This window comes from Streptomyces sp. NPDC048420 (assembly GCF_040651535.1).
Classification (GTDB): domain Bacteria; phylum Actinomycetota; class Actinomycetes; order Streptomycetales; family Streptomycetaceae; genus Streptomyces.
This window is the reverse complement of record NZ_JBEZKG010000018.1, coordinates 38,298-59,180: the sequence shown is the minus strand read 5'-3', so window position 1 is coordinate 59,180 and position 20,883 is coordinate 38,298. Positions and strand designations below refer to the sequence as shown.

Sequence of the window (20,883 nt, the reverse complement as noted above, 5' to 3'; positions counted from 1 at the left end):
CGGTTCACTGTCTAATGCTGTGAAGATTGTGGTGACTGCGGCCCACCACTGATACGTCTGTGAAGGTCGAGGGGGACCAGAGCAGCCGTAAGGAAACGACAACACGCGGTTCGTCCGCGTGTGGGGGGATGACTCATGACGTCGACGCCGACGGGCGCCCGGCAGAACTTCGACCCGTCAGACACCACACAGCTCAGGCTGCCTTCGCATCGGACCGGCGCACTCCGCCGGATAAAGAAAACGCTTCCGAAGTACGACTACGAGCACTACAGCAGACTGGCCGGTCCCCTCACACAGCCCGACCCGAGCCGGCCCTACAAGGTGCAGTACCGCTCACTGATCTCGCAGGAGCCGCACCGCATCAGAGTCGCCCTGATGCTCGCCGCGGCCCCGCTGCTCTCCCTGGTCCTGCTGGCCTGGCTGCTGCAGCCCGAGCACTGGACCGAGCGCGACTACCCGGCCTTCGCCTGGCTGCCGGCCCTGGACATCGTCATGCTCGTCTCGATCGGCCTGATCGAGTTCTTCCGCTGCATGAACGTGCTGTCCAACGCGCACGCCACCCTGGTCGCCCGCGACCCGGTCCCGGTCGTGCCCGAGACCGGTACCAGAGTGGCCTTCCTCACCTCCTTCGTGCCCGGCAAGGAGCCGTTGGAGATGGTGACGAAGACCCTGGAAGCCGCGGTGAAGATCCGCCACCGCGGCCTCATGCATGTCTGGCTCCTGGACGAGGGCGACGACCCCGCGGTCAAGGAGGTCTGCGCCCGGCTCGGCGTGCACCACTTCTCCCGCAAGGGCGTCGAGAAGTGGAACCAGCCCAAGGGTCCGCACCGCGCCAAGACCAAGCACGGCAACTACAACGCCTGGCTGGACGCGCACGGCGACCAGTACGACTTCTTCGCCTCGGTCGACACCGACCACGTGCCGCTGCCCAACTACCTGGAGCGGATGCTCGGCTTCTTCCGCGACCCGGACGTCGGCTTCGTGATCGGCCCGCAGGTCTACGGCAACTACGACAACTTCGTCACCAAGGCCGCCGAGTCCCAGCAGTTCCTCTTCCACGCGCTCATCCAGCGCGCCGGCAACAAGTACGGCTCCCCGATGTTCGTGGGCACGTCGAACGCCGTGCGGATCAAGGCACTCAAGCAGATCGGCGGGCTGTACGACTCGATCACCGAGGACATGGCGACCGGGTTCGAGATCCACCGCCACAAGAACCCGGCCACAGGGAGGAAGTGGCGCTCGGTCTATACGCCGGACGTTCTCGCCGTCGGTGAGGGGCCCAGCGCCTGGACCGACTTCTTCACCCAGCAGATGCGCTGGTCGCGAGGGACGTACGAGACGATCCTCAAGCAGTACTGGAAGGGCTGGTACTCACTGCCGCCGAGCAAGCTCTTCAACTACACGATGATGATCATCTTCTACCCGATGTCCGCCCTCAACTGGATCCTCGCGGCACTGAGTTGCGCGCTGTTCCTGGGCCTGGGCGCCTCGGGTGTGAACATCGACCCCACCGTGTGGCTGATGCTCTACGGCAACGCCTCCGCGCTCCAGATCGGCCTGTACATCTGGAACCGCCGCCACAACGTCTCGCCGCACGAGCCCGAGGGCTCCGGCGGTGTCGCGGGCATGGTGATGTCGGCGCTGTCCGCCCCGCTGTACGCGAAGGCGCTGGTCGACTCGGCACTGCGGCGCAAGAGCAAGTTCGTGGTCACGCCCAAGGGTGACTCCGCCAGCCCCGACCGGTGGTTCGGCACCTTCCGCTACCACTGGTACTTCATCGCGATCTTCGGTGGTTCGATCGGCGCCGGTATCGCCCTGGGGCACTCGCACCCCGCGATGATCATCTGGGCGACCTTCGCCATGCTGATCACCGCGACACCGATCTTCGCCTGGCGCCACATGCTGCGCCAGGCGAAGAAGAAGCCCGCCGGTGCGCCTCAGGGAGCGGTGGTTCCGGCACAGGGCGCGGCCGCTCAGGCGCCGGTGTCCCATGGTCCGGCCGCTCAGGTTCCGGTCCAGGCGCACTACCAGCCGCAGCCGCTGCCGACCGCGCAGCACGCTCCGGCCCACAAGCCGAGCTGGGCCGACTCGCACACGCACGACGAGGGCGACATGGCCAACGACCAGACCATGCAGATCGCCCTCGGTGGACTTGGGGGACGTAAGGAATGAACGACCGTGCAGGCCGCCGCCGGGCCCGTCGACTCGCGATCGGTACGGCGGTGGTGCTCGCGCTGGCCGGGATGAACGGGCCGTGGCTGTACCGCTTCGGGACCGAGAAGTACCACCAGTACCAAATCAACAGACCGGAGTACAAAGCCGAGAACGGCAAGTGGGAGATCGTCGACTTCCCCGAGGAGTACCGGCAGAACACCATCCACGCGGCGCTGCTGCGCACCGGGAAGGTGCTGCTGGTGGCGGGCTCGGGCAACGACCAGGACAACTTCGACGCGAAGAAGTTCGACACCCGGATCTGGGACCCGGTCAAGGGCACCATCAAGAAGGTGCCGACGCCGAAGGACCTGTTCTGCACGGGGCACACGCAGCTGGCGAACGGCAACCTGCTGATCGCCGGTGGCACCAAGCGGTACGAGAAGCTCAAGGGTGACGTCACCAAGGCCGGTGGCCTGATGATCGTCCACAACGAGAACCCGGACGAGCCGATCACCCTGCCGGCGGGCACCAAGTTCACCGGCAAGGAGAACGGCCAGACGTTCGTGTCCAAGGACCCGGTCGTCGTGGAGCGCGCCAAGAAGGTCTTCGACAAAGCGACCGGGAAGTTCCTGCGCAACGATCCCGGCCTCGGGCGTATCTACGTCGAGGCGCAGAAGAGCGGCGCCAAGTACGAGACGGGCACCCAGGACAACTACCGGATCCAGGGGCTCACCGGGACCGACGCGCGCAACACCTACGGGATCGCGCAGAAGCTCGCCCTCGACAAGAAGGACTTCCAGGGGATCCGGGACGCCTTCGAGTTCGATCCGGTCGCCGAGAAGTACATCAAGGTCGACCCGATGAAGGAGGCCCGCTGGTATCCGACGCTCACCACCCTGAGCGACGGGAAGATCCTCAGTGTCTCCGGGCTCGACGACATCGGGCAGCTGGTGCCGGGCAAGAACGAGGTCTTCGACCCGAAGACCAGGAAGTGGACGTACACCTCGAAGATCCGTCAGTTCCCGACGTACCCCGCGCTGTTCCTCATGCAGAACGGCAAGATCTTCTACTCGGGGTCGAACGCGGGGTACGGACCGGACAACGTGGGGCGCGAGCCGGGGATCTGGGACGTGGACAGCAACAAGTTCACGAAGGTCCCGGGGCTCAGCGACGCGAAGGAGATGGAGACCTCGGGGACCGTGCTGCTGCCGCCGGCGCAGGACGAGAAGTACATGGTGATCGGGGGCGGCGGGGTCGGCGAGTCCGCGAAGTCCAGCAACCGGACGCGGATCGTGGACATGAAGGCGGACAGCCCGAAGTTCGTGGACGGGCCGACCCTGGAGAAGGGGACGCGGTATCCGCAGGCGTCGATCCTTCCCGACGACTCCGTGCTGGTGTCCGGCGGGTCGGAGGACTATCGGGGGCGCGGGGACTCCAACATCCTCCAGGCCCGGCTGTACCAGCCGGACACGAACACGTTCGAGTCGGTGGCCGATCCTCTGGTGGGGCGCAACTACCACTCCGGGTCGCTGCTGTTGCCGGACGGGCGGGTGATGTTCTTCGGGTCGGACTCGTTGTACGCGGACAAGGCGAACACGAAGCCCGGCACTTTTGAGCAGCGGATCGAGATCTACACGCCGCCTTATCTGTACCGGGATTCTCGGCCTTCGCTGTCCGGGGGGCCGCAGACGATCGCTCGGGGTGCGTCCGGGACGTTCACCTCTCCGCAGGCTTCTGTGATCAAGAAGGTGCGGCTGATTCGGCCCAGTGCGTCCACTCATGTGACCGATGTGGATCAGCGGTCGATCGAGATGAAGTTCACGGTGTCGGGGGACAAGGTGAAGGTGACGGTGCCGGAGAACAAGAACCTGGTGCAGTCGGGGTGGTACATGCTGTTCGTGGATGACGATCAGGGGACGCCCAGCAAGGCTCAGTGGGTTCGAGTGCCGTAGGGCCAAAAACGCTCCCGCACCTTTGATTTCAGGTGCGGGAGCGTCGTGGCTTGTCGCGCCCACGCGGCGGAGCCGCAAATCGATACAGCCCCGCGCCCCTAACTGCCTGACGCTTGCGCCAGTTTCAATGCGTAGGTCGGCCACCACTGGCCTGCCTTCGGGCCGCCCTTGCATTCGCCGTCCGACTCACCTGGGCGCTTGACCCACAAGTAGGCGTCCACCAAGGGGTCCGCCGTCTTTATCGTCGGCGTCTCTCCCAGGGCCCTGCCCGGTGGGTTGCACCAACGCTCGTTCTCGTCGCCGCCCTTGTACGGGCCGTTGCCGTTGCGGCTGGTGTCGATGACGAAGTGTTTGTTGCCGACCTTCGCGGAGAGTTCCTTGCCGTAGGCGATGGAGTCCTCGGTGGAGTAGAAGTTGGAGACGTTCACCGAGAAGCCGTCGGCCTTGGCGATGCCGGCCCACTTGAGGGGCTCGAAGATCTGGTCGGGGTGGCCCCAGCCGGCGTTGCCCGCGTCGAGGTAGACCTTGGTGTTCTTCAGGGACTTGAGCTTCTCGACTGCGCCGGTGAGGAGGTCGTAGCGCTCCTCGTGGAACTCCTCCTCGGTGCAGCCGTCGACGAGGTGCAGTACGGCGTCCGGTTCGAGGATCACCGTCGCCGCACGGTCGCCGATGCCGGCGGCCACACCCTCGATCCAGGCCCGGTAGGCGTTGCCGTCGGCGGCGCCGCCCTGGGAGTACTGGCCGCAGTCGCGGTGCGGGATGTTGTAGAGGACCAGGAGGGCCGTACGGCCGGCCTTGTCGGCGGCCTCGGTGAAGCCGCGCGCCTCCTGCTCCGGGTTCTCGGGGCCGATCCACTCCCCCACCGGCTGCTGGGCGATCTTGCGGATCTGCTCGGCGTCCTCGTCCTTGCCGCTCTTCACGTACGCCGCGACCTGCTTGGCCGCGTTGCCGTCCGGGTTGACCCAGAACGGGTCGGCCTCCTTGGGCTGCTGGGTGATCGCGGCACCGGCCTTGTCGCCGTCGCCCTCCTTTTCTCCGTCCCCCGACGACGAACACGCGGCGAGCAGCAGTGCCGCCCCCAGCACCGCCGCGGAAGCCCGTGCACGGGTCGCCCTCCTGGCCCCCCTGCTGACGTACATCCAATTCCCCCCTGGGTGCACCATGCCAAGTCTCAATCGTGACACACCACTCGCGCCGCCCACGAGATCGCCCGAGCCTTGTCCAAGAGCTGTTACAGCCCCGACGGTCGGGGTAGGTGCGCGTCTGTACGGGGGCGCTCGTCGAAGAAGGGGAGTGCTTCTGGGATGCGGTACGCCACCAGGGAGATCCGGCTGGCCTCAGCACTGGTGGAGGCGGCGGACACCCTCGTCGAGGGGTTCGAGGCCACCCGGTACTTACAACGGATGTCCGATCACTGCGTGGAGCTGTTGAACGCCTCGGCGGCCGGGGTGATGCTGATCGACGGGGGCCGGGCGGTGTCGCTGGCGGCCAGCAGCCGGCACGAGGACGTGGCGCTGGAACTCCTCGAGGTGCAGCACGACGGCGGGCCCTGTATGGACAGTTACGGCTCGGGGCGGCCGGTGCCGCCGGTGTCGATCCAGGTGGCCCACGCGGACGCCCGCTGGCCCGAGTTCACCGAACGGGCCCTGCGGCACGACATCACGGCGACCTACGCGGTCCCGCTGCGCCGCAACGAGGACATGCTGGGCGCCCTCAACGTGTTCGTGCCGACGCTGCCCGACACCACCCCGGCCGAGGTCACGAGCGTCGCACCGGAACTCGAGGTCGCCCAGGCCCTCGCCGACGCCGCCGCCCTCGGCCTGCAGAACCGCCACACGTACTCCCAGTACCGCACGCTGTCCGGGCAGTTGCAGGAGGCCCTGTCCAGCAGGGTCCGTATCGAGCAGGCCAAGGGCATGCTCGCCGAGCGCTGGAGCGTCCGCGCCGACCAGGCGTTCATGGCCCTCAGGCAGTACGCGCGGCGGCGTCGGCTGCCGCTGGACCGGGTGGCGAGCGCGGTCATCGAGGGCGTCGAGGACGGCGCCGAGCTGCGCCGGGAGCTCGACGGAAGCGCCGACGGACCCGCGTAGCACCCCGGGCCACCAGCTCATATGACGGAGAGCCACGAGCTTGGGACTTGGCGTCAATCAGACTCTAGGCCCGGGCGCTCATTCGTTCTAAAGTCTCCTCATACGGCCCCAGCCCCTGGCCGCAGCCACGACCCACCGTGCCCCCAGGCCTCCCGCGCCGTCGCCGGGTTACTCCCGCAGCCCGAGCGCGCGCGGTCGAGGACCAGCCCGGTCGGCGACTTCGGGGGGAGCGGGTCGCCGACCGGGCCAGGTGAGTCCTTCTCGCGTCAGGCCTTCCTGCGCCGTACGAAGAACACCAGCGCGCCACCGATCAGCAGCGCGCCCGCGCCCACCGCGCCGGCGACGGGCAGCGCACTGCTGCTGCCCGTGCTGGCGAGCGAGCCGGTCACGGCCGCGTCGGCGACCGTCTGGGTCTTGACGTCATTGCCGTCGTTGCCGTCGTCGCCCGTGACGGCGGGGGACGCGGAGGCCGAGGCGGTGGCGCTGTCGGCGTCCTCGACCTCGACCGTGACGTCCGCGGTGTCGTTGGCGTGGTTGTCGTCGAACTTCATGGTGTTGCCGTACCCCGTGGTGGCCAGGGCCTCGCCCGTGGTGGTCGCGGCGCCCTCGCGGATCTCCAGGCCGAACCGGAAGGTGCGGGCGTCCCCGACCTCGAACTCGTTCGGATCGGAGTGGCAGATGTACTGCGGCGCACCCGGCGTCTGCTCGCCGCTGCCGGCCTCCGCCTCGGGGATCCACACGCTGCAACGCTTGGGGATCTCCACGGCCTTGGTGCCGGTGGGGACGGTGAACAGCAGCGCCGGCTGGTCGTCGTCGACGTTGTTGGCGACCCGGGCCGGGCCCTTGTTGGTCAAGGAGATGTCCACGTGCACCAGGTCGCCCGGGGCGCCCTCGGCGGTGTCGCCGTCCGCGACCATGTCGGCGGTGTTGTCGATGCCGATGTGCTGCCGGGCGAGATAGATGCCGTCGGTGGCCGCGGCTCCGGCGGCGACGAGGGAGAGCTTCGGGCCGCTGCCCGACGCCGTCGGGGTGCCGGGGAGAGTCAGGGCCTCACGGCTGACGAACTCGTACAGGGCCTGCTTCGTCACGTCCAGATTCAGCGGCTGGTCCAGCGTGTAGCGCTTGCCCGGCTCGACGACCGTGTCGAAGGTGCACAGCGCCTGCTGGGTGGCGTTGTAGGAGCCGTCGTCGGGGACCGTGGAGTAGACGCAGTTGGAGAAGCGGTCCGCGTACGACAGTCCGACGGTGGTGATCACCCGCAGCTGGACCCCGTCGGCGGGCACGGAGCCGGTGTTGCTGATCGTGACCGGGGTCTCGATCGTGGATCCCGGCTTGTCGCCCTTCCGGTCGGCCAGCTGGTTCACCGTCAACTCGGCGGAGCCCACGGTCAGTTTGACCGTGGTGGAGACCACGGTGCCGTTGGACGACGTGCCGTTGAGCGTCACCGTGCCGGTGGTGCCGAGCGGGGTGTCGGGCTTGGGGTTGATGTCCGCGATGTAGCCGGACTCACTGCCCTCGTCCACCTCCTCCATGGCCGGCCAGGTGTAGACGTCGTCGGCCGCCTTGCCGTCGACCGTGAGCCAGCTCTTGACGTCGCTCAGGTCCATGCTGATGTTGACGTCCTTCGCGACGCCGGGCCCGTCGTTGTACAGCAGCCAGCTCACCTGCGGCGGGTCCAGGCTCGGCGGCATGGGCAGCGCCATGTCGTTCTTCTGCATCTTGATGTGCACCACCGGACCGTCCGCGGCCTGCGCGGAGGTGGCGGGCAGCCATGCGGCGACGACGGCCGCGACGGCGGTCAGCACGGCCCCCACCCTGCGTCGGCGGTTGATCATCCTGGTCCCTCCCCGCGGAGCGCATCTCACCCCGCCAGCCACTCAGACACCTCACAGACACTGAGGGTTGTGCTGGCGTTCTAGAGACCGCTTCCCGTCAGATACGCCGACACGACCACGTTCGCCGTGTAGCTGCGGGTCGTCCGGTCGAAGGTGCCCCCGCAGGTGATCAGCCGCAGTTCCGCCCGCCCCGACTCGTGCTGACCGTAGGCCTGTTGGGCGTCGAACCGGTCCCGGGTGAGAACCCGCACGTCGTCGACGGTGAACTCGGCGACCTTGCCGTCGTCACGCATCACCCGGACCGTCCCGCCCGGCTTGAGCGCGCTGATCTTGTAGAAGACGGCGGGCCGGGTCTCGGTGTCGACGTGCCCCACCATCAGCGCGGTCCCGGCCGCCCCGGGCCGAGCGCCGGCCGCGTACCAGCCGACGACCCCGGGCTGGTCGAAGGGCGGCGGATCGAGGGCACCCCGGGCGTTCAGACCGCGGGCCACCACCGGCGCCTGCACCCCGAGGTCCGGGATGTCCAGACGCTGCGGCCTCGCCCCCTTCAACGGCCGTGCGGCGGGCGGGAGTTCGACATCCGGCGGGCGCCCCACCGCGGCCACGTCACCCGTGGCCGGGTCGGAAACGCCATGCCGTACGTCGGTCACCTCGCGCCCCCACAACCACAGCCCGAGCAGCAGCAGCGCCCAGGCCACTGCGGTCAGCAGCCGTCCACTCCCGGAGACGCGGTCGCTGCCGACGGGGCCGTCGTCGGAGAAACGGTCGGACATCGCCGCTCAGTCCGTCCCCCGCTTCCGGCGGCCGCGGCGGTGGCCGCGCAGTACGACGGCGACCGCCGCGACTCCGGCGAGCACCAGGCCGGTCACCGCCTGCCCGGTGCCGGGCCCGGTGGCCCGGGGCTCCATGGCGGAGAGGTGGGTGGCGGCCCAGCCGCCGCCCGCGTCGACGGGGGCGACCGGCGAGGGCGGAGCGGAACCGCCGTTCGCCGCTACGACCGTGATCCGGCCCTTCACCTCGAAGTCGGCGCAGACGATCTTCACGTCGTAGGAGCCGGGCTCGATCGAGGAGCGGACCCGGGTCTCGCCGGCGAGGCTGCCGTCGGCGACCGTCAGCCGGGCGTCCGCGACGAACGCGGCCGAGGCGGCGGTGGCCGTCCTCCCGGCACAGCCGGTCACCCGCAGGGTGAGGTCGGCGCCGGGGGCGGGGGTCGAGGGGGTCACCGAGACGGTGCCGCCGTCCGCCGCCTGCGCGACCGGGGTGAGGGCGGCGACGGCCAGGGCCGCGGTACAGAGAGTGAGACGTAGGGAACCCATCGTGAACCTCCAGATATCTGGAGAGTCCCCCGGGGCACCCGGCCGCGCATGCCGGGAGGGTGGCCCACTGCTCCGTACGGGTGTCTTTTCAGATGCGGTCGACGAGGTCCGCGATGGAGTCCACGACCTTCGACGGCCGGTACGGGAAGTCCTCGACCTGCTCGGGGCGGGTCAGGCCGGTGAGCACCAGGAAGGTCTGCATCCCGGCCTCCATGCCGGCCAGGACGTCGGTGTCCATCCGGTCGCCGATCATCGCGCTGGTCTCGGAGTGCGCGCCGATCGTGTTGAGCCCGGTCCGCATCATCAGCGGGTTGGGCTTGCCCGCGAAGTACGGCTTCTTGCCGGTCGCCTTGGTGATCAGCGCGGCGACGGCACCGGTGGCCGGGAGGGCGCCCTCGGCGGAGGGGCCGGTCTCGTCCGGGTTGGTGCAGATGAACCGGGCGCCGTCGTTGATGAGCCGGACGGCCTTGGTCATGGCCTCGAAGGAGTACGTGCGGGTCTCACCCAGCACCACGTAGTCGGGCTCGTGGTCGGTGAGGATGTAGCCGATGTCGTGCAGCGCGGTGGTCAGACCGGCCTCGCCGATGACGTACGCCGTGCCCTCGGGCCGCTGGTCGTCCAGGAACTGGGCGGTGGCCAGGGCGGAGGTCCAGATGTTCTCGATCGGCACCTCCAGGCCCATGCGGCGCAGCCGGGCGTGCAGGTCGCGCGGGGTGTAGATCGAGTTGTTGGTCAGCACCAGGAAGGGCTTGCCGGACTCGCGGAGCTTCTTGAGGAAGGCGTCGGCGCCGGGGATCGGTACGCCCTCGTGGATGAGCACACCGTCCATGTCGGTGAGCCACGAATCGATGGGCTTGCGGTCTGCCATGTGCGGATCTCCTGCCGTACGCGTGTACGCCGTGCTGCGTCGGCCCCAGCCTAGAAGGTGGCCGGATCTTGAGGGAATGGCCAGTTCGGGACGGGTTTTGGAAGCTTTGGGGCCGGGCCGGGGTCAGCGGCGGCCACGGGCGCGGACGAGCGCGCCCCCGACGGCGAGGAGGAGGGCGGTGGCCGCGAGGGCGGCGACTGTGGCGCCGGTGCCGGCGAGTTGCCCGGTCTTCTCCCCGAACGGGACGCCCTCCGGGGTGGCCGGGCCGGAGGGGGTGGCCGGGCCTGAGGGGGCGGCCGGGTCGGAGGGGGCGGCCGGGTCGGTGCCGATGCCGAAGCGGTAGTCGGCGGACTGGCCCACCCAGTCGCCGTCGTCGCCGTGGCGCTGGACGACGGCCGCGTTGGCGGTGACCTGGTTCGGTGCGGTGTCCGAGGTGAAGGTGAGCCGGACCTTCACGGTGACGGTACGGCCCGGGGGGACGGTGAAGCCCTTGCCGTCGAGGGTGCCGACGAGTTCGTCCTCGTCGGTGGTCTCGAAGCGGACGGCGTGGGTGCGGGGGCCGTCGTAGAACTCCAGGCGGGGCTGGGTCGGACGCAGGGTGTGCTGTTCGTCGACGAGGACGACGACCGGGTGGATGCCGGCGCAGGTGTGGCGGGTGGTGTTGGTGAGGTCCAGGTACCAGGTGCCGTGGCTGCCGCCGGCCTCGTAGGCGGTGGGGCCGCCGTGGATGCGGGTGGTGAGCGGGAAGTCGCGGCCGTCGGGGGCACAGGGTGCGCCCCGGTCGTCGGCGTGGGCCACCGGGGCGGCGGGGATCAGGGCGGCTGCCGCCGCGAGGGCGAGAAGGGCGGGTGTAGGGCCGTGTGCATACCGTCGCATGAACACATGACCGTGCCGGGCGGGGGCGGCCGACCGGCGGTGCCGCTCCGTACGGCCCCGCAAGTCCCCTCGATCAGCGCACGAGGGAGGAGAAAGATCGAGGGCCGGGCCGCCCGGCGCGGGTGGCGCCCCGGGCCGTCAGGCGTCCGCCCGGCCGAAGAGGGGTGCGAGGACGAGTTGCGCCGCGCCTTCGGTGAGCTCGTCGGTGGCCGGCCGGACCGGGACCGGGGGTTCTCCGGTGCGCCGGGCGCGTTCGTCGAGGACGGCCTCGACGCCTCGCAGGAAGGGCTCCGGGGCGGCGGCGACGGTACGGCCGCCCAGCAGCACCAGGTCGATGTCGAGGAGGGCGACCAGGTTGCCGGCCGCGATCCCGAGGACCCGTGCCGCCTCGCCGAGGTCACCGCGGGCCACCGCCGCCAGACACAGCGCCTCGACGCAGCCCCGGTCACCGCAGCCGCAGGGCGGGCCGTCGACCTGGACGACCTGGTGCCCGAACTCGCCGGCACCGGTCCGCGCGCCCCGGTGCACAGCGCCGTCGAGGACCAGCCCGGCGCCGAGCCCCGTCCCGAGATGCAGATAGGCGAACGAACCCCGCTCTCCCGCGACCGCGAGTCCCAGCGCGGCGGCGTTGGTGTCCTTGTCGACCACGACGGGCACCCCGAGCCGCCGGGCGAGCGCGTCCCGCAACGGAAAGCCGTCCCATTCGGGGAACCCGGTGACGCGATGCAGCACACCCCGGGTGTGATCGAGGGGGCCGGGCAGGGCGACACCGGCGCCGAGCACTTCGGGGAGGGGCTTGGCGGAGGGAGGTTCAGGGGCGGGCAGCGAGCCGTCGTCCGCCCCGCGGGCGGCACCAGTCCCCGCATCCCCCGCTTCAGCGTTCACCGGCGCTTCGGATCCCTCCTCGCCCTGACCCGCAACCAGCGCCTCCACCTCCCCCGCCACCACCGCCACCACCGACTCCGCCCCCATGCCCAGGTCCAGCGCGGCGCCCCGCTCACCCACCACACGCCCCGCCAGGTCCACCAGCACCACCCGCAGCGCGTCCCGGTCCAGGTGGACGCCCACCGCGTGGCCGGCCTCCGGCACCAGCCGAAGCACCGTCCGCCGCTTGCCGCCCGTCGAGGCGCGGTGGCCCGCCTCCCTCGCGAGGCCCTCCTCCCGCAGCCGGGCGGTGATCTTGCTGACGGCCTGGGGGGTCAGCCCGGTCCGTTCGGCGAGTTCCAGCCGGCTGATGCCCTCGGCGCCCGCCCGTCGCAGCAGGTCGAGCACGAGCGCGGTGTTGTGGCTGCGCGGGGCCAGGAGGTCGACGCCACCGTTCGTCCTGTTCACGCCTGCCATTGTCCGCCACGCTTGCACTTTGGCAACACCGTTGCGAAAGTGGGGTGCATGACTGCTGCTGACCTCCGCGTGGGCCTCGTCGGCTACGGCCTCGCGGGCTCCGTCTTCCACGCCCCGCTGATCGCCGCCACCGAGGGCCTCACCCTCGACACGGTGGTCACCTCGAACCCCGAGCGGCAGGAACAGGCCCGCGCCGAGTTCCCCGACGTACGTACCGTCGAAGGCGCCGACGAACTGTTCGCGCGCGCCGGCGAACTCGACCTGGTCGTCATCGCCTCCCCCAACAGGACGCACGTACCCCTCACCAGCACCGCCCTGAAGGCCGGCCTCCCCGTCGTCGTCGACAAGCCGATCGCCGGTACGGCGGCCGAGGCGCGCGAACTCGCCGCCCTCGCCGAGGAGCGCGGTCTGCTGCTCTCCGTCTTCCAGAACCGGCGCTGGGACAGCGACTTCCTGACGCTGCGCAAGCTCCTCGACGAGGGCGAACTGGGCGACGTATGGCGGTTCGAGTCCCGTTTCGAGCGGTGGCGGCCACAGCCCAAGGGCGGCTGGCGGGAGTCCGGCGACCCGGCAGAGATCGGAGGTCTGCTCTACGACCTCGGCAGCCATGTCGTCGACCAGGCACTCACCCTCTTCGGCCCCGCCGCCTCCGTGTACGCCGAGGCGGACCTCCGCCGCCCGGGCGCCTCGATCGACGACGACACGTTCATCGCGATCACCCACGCGAGCGGAGTCCGCTCCCACCTCTACGTCTCCGCCACCACAGCCCAACTCGGCCCCCGTTTCCGGGTGCTGGGCTCCAAGGCGGGCTATGTGAAGTACGGCCTGGACCCGCAGGAGGCGGCACTCAGGGAGGGCGAGCGGCCCGGCACGGCCGCCGAGTGGGGCCGGGAGCCCGAGTCGCTGTGGGGCCGGCTCGGCGCCGGCGAGTCACCCGTGACGGGCGGCGGCAGCGCCGTACCGACCCTCTCCGGCGACTACCCCGCTTACTATGCGGCCGTGGCCAGGGCTCTCTCCGACGGCGGCACCAACCCGGTGACCGCGCTGGAGGCGGCCGCCGCCCTCGACGTACTGGAGGCGGCGCGCCGTTCGGCCCATGACGGAGTGGCGGTGAAGCTGTGACGCACAACACCGAGCTGACCCCGAAGTTCCATCCGGAGCTCACCCCGCCGCTGGAGGAACTGGAGGCGCAGGAACGCCGACTGGTCTTCCGGCAGTTCACCCACGAGGACGCGTGGGCGCTGGGCTGCCTGCTGGTGGAGATGGCCCGGGAGCGGCAGGCGCCGGTGGCCGTCGACATCCGCCGTGGCGGCCAGCAGCTCTTCCACGCGGCCCTGCCGGGCTCCACCCCGGACAACGACGCCTGGATCAACCGCAAGCGCCGGGTCGTGGAGCGCTACGGCTCCGCGTCCTACCTGGTCGGCGCCCGTTTCCGCGCCAAGGGCAGCACCTTCGAGGAGTCCTCGCGCCTTGACCCCGACGAGTACGCGGCCCACGGCGGCTCCTTCCCGGTCACGGTGGAGGGCGTGGGCGTCGTCGGCACGGTGACCGTGTCGGGGCTGCCCCAGCTCCAGGACCACCGTTTCGTCGTGGAGGCACTGGAGGAGTTCCTGAGCAAGGAGCGCTAGCCGAAGCAAGGAGCGCCAGCCGGGGCAGGAATGAACACCGGGCTCCTGATCGTTGGCACCTGCCATGAAGCAGAGCATCGGAAAGTACGGCATCTGGAACGGCGGCGGTCTGCGCGGCGAGGACCCGTCCCTTGCGGGCGAACGCGCCGAGGCCGCCGCCGAGTTGGAGGAACTCGGGTTCGGCGCGATCTGGCTGGGCGGCAACAGCTCCGCCGCCAACGCCGGCCCGCTCCTCGATGCCACCTCCCGGATTGTCGTCGGCACCAGCATCCAGAGCATCTGGGAACACGAGGCCAAGGCCGCCGCCGCGAGCTTCACCGACCTGAACGCCGCCCACACCGGCCGATTCGTCCTGGGCCTCGGCGTCAGCCACGCCCAGCTCGCGGAGCAGTACCGGCGCCCGTACTCGGCCCTGGTGGCCTACCTGGACGCCCTGGACGAGGCGGGAGCCCCGGCCGAGGGCCGTGTCCTGGCCGCGCTCGGCCCCAAGACCATCGAACTGGCCAAGAACCGCGCGGCCGGCTCGATCCCGTACCTGATCACCGCGGAGCAGACGGCAGCGTCCCGCGAACTCCTGGGCGAGGCGCCCCTGTTGGCCCCCGAGCTGAAGGTCGTCCTCGAATCCGACCCCACGCGTGCCCGCGCCGTGGCCCGCGACTCCCTGGCCTTGTACCTCGCCCTGCCCAACTACACCAACAACTTCCTCCGCAACGGCTTCACGGAGGACGACCTCACGGACGGCGGCAGCGACCGCCTGGTCGACGCGGTCTACGCCTGGGGCACGGAGGAGAGGATCCGCGCCCGCATCGACGAGTTCATAGAGGCGGGCGCGGACCATGTGGCCCTGCAGGTGGTGGATGGAGGCCCGCGCTACAGCCTCCCGAGGGAGGCCTACCGCAAGCTCGCATCGCTACTGGCGTGACGTATGGCTTCCAGGGGCGCGGGGAACTGCGCGACAAGCCACAATGGCGCCGCACCCGCCAAACAGCCGCAATCCCCCGCCCCTCAGGCGTCTTTGAACTCCTGCCGCTGACGCCCAAGCCCCGAAATCTCCAGTTCCACAACATCCCCCGCCCGCAGATACGGCTTCGGCTCAGGCTCCCCCAGCGCAACCCCCGCCGGCGTACCCGTGTTGATCACATCCCCGGGGTACAGAGTCATGAACTGGCTGACATACCGAACCACTTCACCCACGGCGAAGATCTGCTCGGCGGTCGTCCCGTTCTGCTTCAACTCCCCGTTGACCCACAGCTTCAGTGACAGATCCTGCGGATCGCCGACCTCGTCCGCCGTCACCAGCCACGGCCCCAGCGGGTTGAACGTCTCGCAGTTCTTCCCCTTGTCCCACGTCCCGCCGCGCTCGATCTGGAACTCCCGCTCGGACACGTCGTGCGCCACCGCGTACCCGGCGACATGGGCGAGCCCCTCCTCGGCGGACTCCAGATACCGGGCCGTACGCCCGATCACGACCGCCAGCTCGACCTCCCAGTCGGTCTTCACCGACCCCCGGGGCACCAGAACCGTGTCGTAGGGACCGACCACCGTGTCCGCCGCCTTGAAGAAGATCACCGGCTCGGCGGGCGGCTCGGCCCCCGTCTCGCGGGCGTGGTCGTGGTAGTTCAGCCCGATGCAGACGATCTTCCCGATCCGTGCGAGCGGCGGCCCGACCCGCAGCCCGGTGGCGTCCAGCGCGGGCAGTTCCCCGGACTCCGCGGCCGCGCGGACCCGGCCGAGTGCCGCGTCGTCGGCGAGCAGCGTCCCGTCGATGTCGTCCACGACACCGGACAGGTCCCGCAGGACCCCGTCGGCGTCGAGCAGCGCGGGCGTCTCCGTTCCCGCCGTACCGACTCGCAGCAGCTTCATGATCACTATCTCCCTAGCTCGCGGGGCGCCCGCCGACGGGTGCAGCCATCGGATGACTGGTCGATCCTCCAAGCTGAGTGTCCAGTCCGCAATACCCGGTTCACGGACTGGACCGTGGCCACGGAGGCTCAGCGGTAGAGGGCGGCCCTCTCGACCGCGGCCCACGTCGAGCTGGTCACGACGTACAGCGCGGCCGCCAGGGGCACCACCGCCACGGTGAAGAGCGTGAAGAAGGACATGAAGGGCATGGCCCTGCTCATCACGCCCGCCCCGGGCACCGGCTGCCCGTCCGTCACCGGCATCACCGGGTTCGCGGCCATCATCCGCTTCGTGCGGCGGTAGTTGAAGGTCGCCACCACGACCACGAACGCGAAGAGGCAGACGTACACGAGCCCCGCTCCCCCGAACACCCCGCCGCTGCCGAGCGCGTCCGCCCAGCGCCCGCCGAGCGGCGCGGCGAACAGCTCGTGGCTGAGCAGTTCGTTCGCCTTTCCGCCGATCGTCGTGTTGGAGAAGAGGTGGTACAGCAGGAAGAACGCGGGCAGCTGGAACAGGCCGGGCAGGCAGCCGGACAGCGGGGAGACCTTCTCCTCGGCGTGCAGGGCCATCACCGCCTTCTGGAGCTTCTCGGGATCGCCCTTGTGCTTCCTGCGCAGCTCGGCGATCTTCGGCTGGAGCCGGGTGCGGGCCTTCTGGCCGCGGGCGGCGGCGCGGGACAGGGGGTGCACGAGCAGTCGTACGAAAGCGGTGAACAGGATGATCGCGGCGGCGGCCGCGGTGGCGCCGAAGAGGGGATGGAGCAGATCGGCGAGGTGCTGAACCAGATCAGCGAAGACGGACATAGGTGAGCCCTCCGGGGGTCTCGTCGTGCCGGAAGTGATGAGAGGCGGCATGACGACCCGCGCGGGACACCCCGATGAACCGAGGGGCTCCTACGCGGTGATCGTCCGGAGGGTGTGACCGGGCGCTCGGGGACGTGAGCGCCCCCTGGCGTCGGGGTCCCGCTGCGGCAGGAAGGCCGTACGGCGGGCGCGGTCGCGGATGGCCGTACGGACCCGGGTGGGCGGTACGGCGGGCGCGCAGCGCGAGACGATCAGCGAGCAGGCGGCGAACGCGGAGCCGGCCGCGGCGGTCGCGGCGAGCGCGACGGCGGCGGAGAGGCTGCCGGTGTCGAGCAGGACGACATCGAGAACGAGGAGAAGGAAGACGGCGGCGGGGCGCATGGACGTCCAACTGCGGATCACGGCCACGCCCCCTCTCTCCTCACGGTCCTTGTTCGGTTATACCTTCTCAACGCGGCCGCATCGACACCAGCCTGCCCCACACCACCAGCCGGTAGCGGGAGGTGTACTCCGGGGTGCAGGTGGTGAGGGTGATGTAGTAGCCGGGGCTCGTGTAGCCGTAGTCGGGATGGAGCGTCGAGCGCGGTACGGCGCGGATCACTCCCGTGTCACGGGCCGAGGTCTGGCGCAGGGTCTTGTCCACGGCGTACGTGTAGACCGCGTTCCGCGTCTCCACCTGGACGGTGTCCTCGGGCGCGAGCCGGTTGATGTACCGGAAGGGCTCGCCGTGGGTGTTGCGGTGCCCGGCGAGCGCGAAGTTCCCTGCCCGGCCCGGCTGCCCGGTCCCGGGGTAGTGGCCGACGTACCCCTTGTTGAGCACGCTCTGCTTGCCGACGCCCTCGGCGACGGGGACGCGGAGGTGGAGGCGAGGGATGCTGAGGATGGCGTACGACCGGGACGGGTCGGGGGTCGGGACGGTGAGGTCCTGGGCGGCGGTACGAGCGCCACGCTCGCCTGAGCCCTGTACCGAGGAAGGGGGCGTGGACGGGGACATGGAGGGGACGGCCGTATCGGAGTCGGCGCCGCCGCCCTCCGCCCACTCCCGCTCCAGCGCCTCGACCTTCCGCTGAGCGCCCTCCCTCGCCTCCCGGTTGGTCCACCACAGCTGGTGCACGACGAGCAGCAGCAGGACGAGGCCCACGGTGACCAGGAGTTCGCCGCCGCTCCACAGCGCGCGTCGGCGACGCTCGCGCCGTCGCCGGGTGCCGTGCTCCAGGACGGGGACCCGCATGACGTACGCCTCCCTCCGAACAGGGGTCCGCACGATAGGCGTTCTCCCCTCAAGTGGCCATACATGCGGCCGTCCCGAGCCGCGCCAGAATGACACCCCTTGTCATAACCCTTGGAGAAATAGAAAGCCGGATAGAAAGAAAGCGCTGTCGCACCTCTCGACAACCCCTCCTGTCACACCCGATGCTTCGTGTTGGCACGCGGGGGGCCGCTATGGGCGAGCCATTGGTTCCACGAGTCAGCTCCTGTTCAGGGACAGGTAGTTGAGCCCCACGGAGAGGCGGAGAAGACAGCCATGATCCGACGCAGAACGCTGCTGACAGCCGCAGGAGGCACCCTCCTCGGCAGCGCCCTGGCCACCGGCACCGCACACGCGGACGCCACGGTCGCCATCAGTCCGGGAACCTCGTACGGCACCTGGGAGGGCTGGGGCACCTCCCTGGCCTGGTGGGCCAACGTGTTCGGCGCCCGGGACGACTTCGCCGACATCTTCTTCACCAGCAAGTCGACGTCCTACAACGGCACTTCGCTCCCCGGTCTCGGTCTGAACATCGCCCGCTACAACCTGGGTGCGTGCAGCTGGAACACGGTGAGCGGCTCGTCGATGGTCGCGTCGCCCAACATCCCCGCCTTCAAGCAGATCGAGGGCTACTGGCAGGACTGGAACAACGAGGACCCGACGTCCTCCGCGTGGGACTGGACGGCGGACGCGAACCAGCGCGCGATGCTGGTGAAGGCGACGTCACGCGGGGCGACCTCGGAGCTGTTCGCCAACTCCCCGATGTGGTGGATGTGCAGCAACCACAACCCCTCGGGCGCCTCGGGCGGCGGCAACAACCTCCAGACCTGGAACTACCGCCAGCACGCCTCGCACCTGGCCGCGACCGCCCTGTACGCCAAGAACAACTGGGGCGTGAACTTCGCGACGGTGGACCCCTTCAACGAGCCCTCGTCGTCCTGGTGGACGGCGACCGGCACGCAGGAGGGCTGCCACATGGACTCGACGGTCCAGGCGGCCGTACTGCCGTACATGCGCAGCGAGTTGAACAACCGCGGTCTGACCGGCGTGAAGATCTCGGCCTCGGACGAGACGAGTTACGACCTCGCCCGCACCACCTGGAACTCCTTCAGCTCGACCACGAAGGGGTACGTCAACCAGGTCAACGTGCACGGTTACCAGGGCTCGGACGGCCGACGGGACCTCCTCTACACGGACGTCGTGACCACGGCCGGCAAGAAGCTGTGGAACTCCGAGACCGGCGACGGCGACGGCACCGGCTACACCATGGCCTTCAACCTCCTCTACGACTTCCGCTGGCTGCACCCCACGGCCTGGGTCTACTGGCAGGTCATGGACCCGACGGCGGGATGGGGCGTCATCAAGTACGACGGCAGCACCCTGCAGGCCGGGGCGGTCGAGACGAAGTACTACGTGCTGGCCCAGTTCAGCCGGCACATCCGCCCCGGGATGAAGATCCTCGACACGGGCGTGAGCTACGCCACGGCGGCCTACGACGCCAACGCCAAGCGTCTGATCATCGTGGCCCTGAACACCTCGACGTCGGCCCAGACGCTGACCTTCGACCTGTCCCGCTTCACGACGGTGACGGGCGGCTCCGGCGGCCTGGTCCCGCGCTGGAACACGGTGACGACGGGCGGCGACAAGTACGCGTCGTACTCGAACACCTACCTGAGCGGGAAGACGGTGGCGGTGCCGTTCGCGGCGAAGGCGGTGCAGACGCTGCAGATCGACGGCGTGACGATCTGAGGACGCGGACGCGGATGCGGGCCGGGGGCCGGGCTTTCGTTGCCCGGCGCCTGGCCTGCACCTCTCTCTCCCTTTGTCACTGATCGGCAGTACGGTGTCCACCATGCGCCCCGACACGCCTGCCGAGAACGTCGACCACAACGCCGAAGCGGCGCGCCTGGAGCGGACCGCCGACCGGTACCCCGAGGACTCCGAGGCCCTGCTCCTGCAGGCCGCGGCCCATCTGGAACTGGCCGGCGACCGCCCCGCCGCGACCACCCTCTACGACCGCCTGCTGGCCGCGCAGGACGGCCTGGAGAACCCGTTCCTCGTCCGCGCCCTGAAGGCCTCGAACCTCTGGGAGTACGGCCACGAGGCCGAGGCCCGCGCGATCATCGAGGGTGTTCGCGTGGCGGCCCCGCGGGACCCGGCTCCCTGGGTGATCGTGGCGGAGTCCCTGGAGTCCCACGACGAGCTGGAGCAGGCGCAGGAGACGTTCACGGAGGGCGCCCGGACGCTCCTGACGGACGTGGCGGAACCGCCGTACTCCACGCATCCCCTCCTGTTCGGCCGCCACCGCGTCCGCCGGATGCTGGGCGTGGCCCACGACGACTGGGACGTCCTGGCCGACACCCTGCACACCTCCCCGGTCTCCCTGGACGAGCTGCACGACCCGAAGCGCGTGTGGTCCCTCGGCTCGGAGAACCCGGCGGAGCTGGAGGCGGAGATCTCCCGCCTGCGAGCGGAACTCGGCACGTTCCGGGAGGCCCTGTCCCGCCCGTTCCCGGTGGCGGTCCTGCACTGGCCTGCTTCCGAACTGACGGAGCTGGTGGACGCGTACCCCTCGCTGTCCTCGGAGTACCCCTCCCACGAGGAGCACCTGGAGACGATAGAGGCGTCGCTGCGCGAACTGGCCTCTTCAGGCACCCCCAACCTGGGGATCGTCACCGGCACGGTCCCCTCGTACGAGGCGTTCGCGGCCTCGGAGGGCATGTCTCCGGCGGAGGTCTCCCTGCTCCCGCAGTACGCCACGACGCTGGCGGCGCGGGGACGCGCGGTGGAGTGGCCGCCGCAGCGGGGGACGGTGTGCTGGTGCGGGTCGGGCCGGGTGTACGGGGAGTGCCACGGGGAGTGACGTGGT

The 20,883-nt window shown here is 69.9% G+C and carries 19 protein-coding genes; 8 read left to right on the top strand and 11 right to left on the bottom strand.

All coding sequences use genetic code 11. The features are described from left to right. Positions 1-135 precede the first annotated feature (135 nt). Both AB0D34_RS31380 and AB0D34_RS31375 read left to right on the top strand, forming a co-directional pair. A complete protein-coding gene (locus tag AB0D34_RS31380; RefSeq protein WP_362667537.1) occupies positions 136-2,172 on the top strand; it encodes a glycosyltransferase family 2 protein in 2,037 nt (678 codons plus the stop codon). Beyond that, the gene (locus AB0D34_RS31375) at positions 2,169-4,106 is read left to right on the top strand and encodes a kelch motif-containing protein (protein ID WP_362667534.1); all 1,938 of its coding nucleotides are present in this window, start codon (positions 2,169-2,171) and stop codon (positions 4,104-4,106) included. Before AB0D34_RS31380 ends, AB0D34_RS31375 begins: the two co-directional genes overlap by 4 nt. 98 nt (positions 4,107-4,204) lie before the next feature. Here AB0D34_RS31375 and AB0D34_RS31370 read toward each other — a convergent pair whose 3' ends face one another. Further along, positions 4,205-5,245 (bottom strand): glycoside hydrolase family 6 protein, encoded by a 1,041-nt coding sequence (locus AB0D34_RS31370; protein WP_362667531.1) that lies wholly within the window; start codon positions 5,243-5,245, stop codon positions 4,205-4,207. Between the two features lie 165 nt (positions 5,246-5,410). Here AB0D34_RS31370 and AB0D34_RS31365 point away from each other — a divergent pair, with 165 nt between their 5' ends. After that, positions 5,411-6,196: a GAF and ANTAR domain-containing protein gene (locus AB0D34_RS31365; RefSeq protein ID WP_362667529.1), complete on the top strand. Its 786-nt coding sequence runs from the start codon at positions 5,411-5,413 to the stop codon at positions 6,194-6,196. Between the two features lie 266 nt (positions 6,197-6,462). Here the strand turns inward: AB0D34_RS31365 and AB0D34_RS31360 are convergent, their stop codons facing one another. The 6 genes from AB0D34_RS31360 to AB0D34_RS31335 all read right to left on the bottom strand — a co-directional run bounded on the left by AB0D34_RS31360 (position 6,463) and on the right by AB0D34_RS31335 (position 12,432). Beyond that, the gene (locus AB0D34_RS31360; RefSeq protein ID WP_362667526.1) at positions 6,463-8,031 is read right to left on the bottom strand and encodes an LPXTG cell wall anchor domain-containing protein; all 1,569 of its coding nucleotides are present in this window, start codon (positions 8,029-8,031) and stop codon (positions 6,463-6,465) included. An 80-nt stretch (positions 8,032-8,111) separates the two neighbouring features. Further along, positions 8,112-8,804: a class F sortase gene (locus AB0D34_RS31355; RefSeq protein WP_362667524.1), complete on the bottom strand. Its 693-nt coding sequence runs from the start codon at positions 8,802-8,804 to the stop codon at positions 8,112-8,114. Positions 8,805-8,810: 6 nt separating this feature from the next. Next, positions 8,811-9,347 carry a hypothetical protein gene (locus AB0D34_RS31350; RefSeq protein WP_362667522.1) on the bottom strand — a complete coding sequence of 179 codons (537 nt, stop codon included), beginning with the start codon at positions 9,345-9,347 and terminating at the stop codon, positions 8,811-8,813. An 88-nt stretch (positions 9,348-9,435) separates the two neighbouring features. Continuing rightward, positions 9,436-10,215, bottom strand: a complete 780-nt coding sequence (locus AB0D34_RS31345) for an HAD-IIA family hydrolase (protein ID WP_362667519.1) — start codon at positions 10,213-10,215, stop codon at positions 9,436-9,438. A gap of 123 nt (positions 10,216-10,338) precedes the next feature. Then, entirely contained in the window at positions 10,339-11,091 is a 753-nt protein-coding gene (locus AB0D34_RS31340; protein ID WP_362667516.1) for a hypothetical protein, read from the bottom strand. Between the two features lie 138 nt (positions 11,092-11,229). Continuing rightward, positions 11,230-12,432 (bottom strand): ROK family transcriptional regulator, encoded by a 1,203-nt coding sequence (locus AB0D34_RS31335; protein WP_362667513.1) that lies wholly within the window; start codon positions 12,430-12,432, stop codon positions 11,230-11,232. 48 nt (positions 12,433-12,480) lie between these two features. Here AB0D34_RS31335 and AB0D34_RS31330 point away from each other — a divergent pair, with 48 nt between their 5' ends. The 3 genes from AB0D34_RS31330 to AB0D34_RS31320 all read left to right on the top strand — a co-directional run bounded on the left by AB0D34_RS31330 (position 12,481) and on the right by AB0D34_RS31320 (position 14,982). Further along, complete coding sequence (locus AB0D34_RS31330) at positions 12,481-13,554, top strand: Gfo/Idh/MocA family oxidoreductase (RefSeq protein ID WP_362667511.1); 1,074 nt, start codon at positions 12,481-12,483, stop codon at positions 13,552-13,554. Continuing rightward, positions 13,551-14,060 (top strand): heme-degrading domain-containing protein, encoded by a 510-nt coding sequence (locus AB0D34_RS31325; RefSeq protein ID WP_362667509.1) that lies wholly within the window; start codon positions 13,551-13,553, stop codon positions 14,058-14,060. The genes AB0D34_RS31330 and AB0D34_RS31325 overlap by 4 nt, the downstream gene beginning before the upstream one ends. A gap of 64 nt (positions 14,061-14,124) precedes the next feature. Next, positions 14,125-14,982, top strand: coding sequence for an LLM class F420-dependent oxidoreductase (locus tag AB0D34_RS31320; RefSeq protein WP_362667506.1), 858 nt, complete (start codon positions 14,125-14,127; stop codon positions 14,980-14,982). Between the two features lie 83 nt (positions 14,983-15,065). On the opposite strand, the gene AB0D34_RS31315 is transcribed toward AB0D34_RS31320, so the two are convergent. The 4 genes from AB0D34_RS31315 to AB0D34_RS31300 all read right to left on the bottom strand — a co-directional run bounded on the left by AB0D34_RS31315 (position 15,066) and on the right by AB0D34_RS31300 (position 17,996). Next, positions 15,066-15,923: a fumarylacetoacetate hydrolase family protein gene (locus tag AB0D34_RS31315; RefSeq protein WP_362667504.1), complete on the bottom strand. Its 858-nt coding sequence runs from the start codon at positions 15,921-15,923 to the stop codon at positions 15,066-15,068. 128 nt (positions 15,924-16,051) lie between these two features. Beyond that, entirely contained in the window at positions 16,052-16,765 is a 714-nt protein-coding gene (locus AB0D34_RS31310) for a YidC/Oxa1 family membrane protein insertase (RefSeq protein WP_362667501.1), read from the bottom strand. 90 nt (positions 16,766-16,855) lie between these two features. Continuing rightward, positions 16,856-17,167 (bottom strand): DUF6412 domain-containing protein, encoded by a 312-nt coding sequence (locus tag AB0D34_RS31305; RefSeq protein ID WP_362667865.1) that lies wholly within the window; start codon positions 17,165-17,167, stop codon positions 16,856-16,858. Between the two features lie 46 nt (positions 17,168-17,213). After that, positions 17,214-17,996, bottom strand: a complete 783-nt coding sequence (locus AB0D34_RS31300; RefSeq protein WP_362667499.1) for a class E sortase — start codon at positions 17,994-17,996, stop codon at positions 17,214-17,216. Between the two features lie 294 nt (positions 17,997-18,290). Between AB0D34_RS31300 and AB0D34_RS31295 the strand changes: the two genes are divergently transcribed. Further along, the gene (locus AB0D34_RS31295) at positions 18,291-19,763 is read left to right on the top strand and encodes a beta-1,6-galactanase (protein WP_362667497.1); all 1,473 of its coding nucleotides are present in this window, start codon (positions 18,291-18,293) and stop codon (positions 19,761-19,763) included. 103 nt (positions 19,764-19,866) lie between these two features. Next, on the top strand, positions 19,867-20,877 hold the full coding sequence (locus AB0D34_RS31290) for an SEC-C domain-containing protein (RefSeq protein WP_362667494.1): 1,011 nt from the start codon (positions 19,867-19,869) through the stop codon (positions 20,875-20,877). The last annotated feature ends 6 nt before the right edge of the window (positions 20,878-20,883 follow it).

Bases quoted from the DNA above. Each gene is read 5' to 3' on its own strand.
- AB0D34_RS31380 (WP_362667537.1), top strand. From the start codon at position 136: ATGACGTCGACGCCGACGGGCGCCCGGCAGAACTTCGACCCGTCAGAC.
- AB0D34_RS31375 (WP_362667534.1), top strand. From the start codon at position 2,169: ATGAACGACCGTGCAGGCCGCCGCCGGGCCCGTCGACTCGCGATCGGT.
- AB0D34_RS31370 (WP_362667531.1), bottom strand. From the start codon at position 5,245: ATGTACGTCAGCAGGGGGGCCAGGAGGGCGACCCGTGCACGGGCTTCC.
- AB0D34_RS31365 (WP_362667529.1), top strand. From the start codon at position 5,411: ATGCGGTACGCCACCAGGGAGATCCGGCTGGCCTCAGCACTGGTGGAG.
- AB0D34_RS31360 (WP_362667526.1), bottom strand. From the start codon at position 8,031: ATGATCAACCGCCGACGCAGGGTGGGGGCCGTGCTGACCGCCGTCGCG.
- AB0D34_RS31355 (WP_362667524.1), bottom strand. From the start codon at position 8,804: ATGTCCGACCGTTTCTCCGACGACGGCCCCGTCGGCAGCGACCGCGTC.
- AB0D34_RS31350 (WP_362667522.1), bottom strand. From the start codon at position 9,347: ATGGGTTCCCTACGTCTCACTCTCTGTACCGCGGCCCTGGCCGTCGCC.
- AB0D34_RS31345 (WP_362667519.1), bottom strand. From the start codon at position 10,215: ATGGCAGACCGCAAGCCCATCGATTCGTGGCTCACCGACATGGACGGT.
- AB0D34_RS31340 (WP_362667516.1), bottom strand. From the start codon at position 11,091: ATGCGACGGTATGCACACGGCCCTACACCCGCCCTTCTCGCCCTCGCG.
- AB0D34_RS31335 (WP_362667513.1), bottom strand. From the start codon at position 12,432: ATGGCAGGCGTGAACAGGACGAACGGTGGCGTCGACCTCCTGGCCCCG.
- AB0D34_RS31330 (WP_362667511.1), top strand. From the start codon at position 12,481: ATGACTGCTGCTGACCTCCGCGTGGGCCTCGTCGGCTACGGCCTCGCG.
- AB0D34_RS31320 (WP_362667506.1), top strand. From the start codon at position 14,125: ATGAAGCAGAGCATCGGAAAGTACGGCATCTGGAACGGCGGCGGTCTG.
- AB0D34_RS31315 (WP_362667504.1), bottom strand. From the start codon at position 15,923: ATGAAGCTGCTGCGAGTCGGTACGGCGGGAACGGAGACGCCCGCGCTG.
- AB0D34_RS31310 (WP_362667501.1), bottom strand. From the start codon at position 16,765: ATGTCCGTCTTCGCTGATCTGGTTCAGCACCTCGCCGATCTGCTCCAT.
- AB0D34_RS31300 (WP_362667499.1), bottom strand. From the start codon at position 17,996: ATGCGGGTCCCCGTCCTGGAGCACGGCACCCGGCGACGGCGCGAGCGT.
- AB0D34_RS31295 (WP_362667497.1), top strand. From the start codon at position 18,291: ATGATCCGACGCAGAACGCTGCTGACAGCCGCAGGAGGCACCCTCCTC.
- AB0D34_RS31290 (WP_362667494.1), top strand. From the start codon at position 19,867: ATGCGCCCCGACACGCCTGCCGAGAACGTCGACCACAACGCCGAAGCG.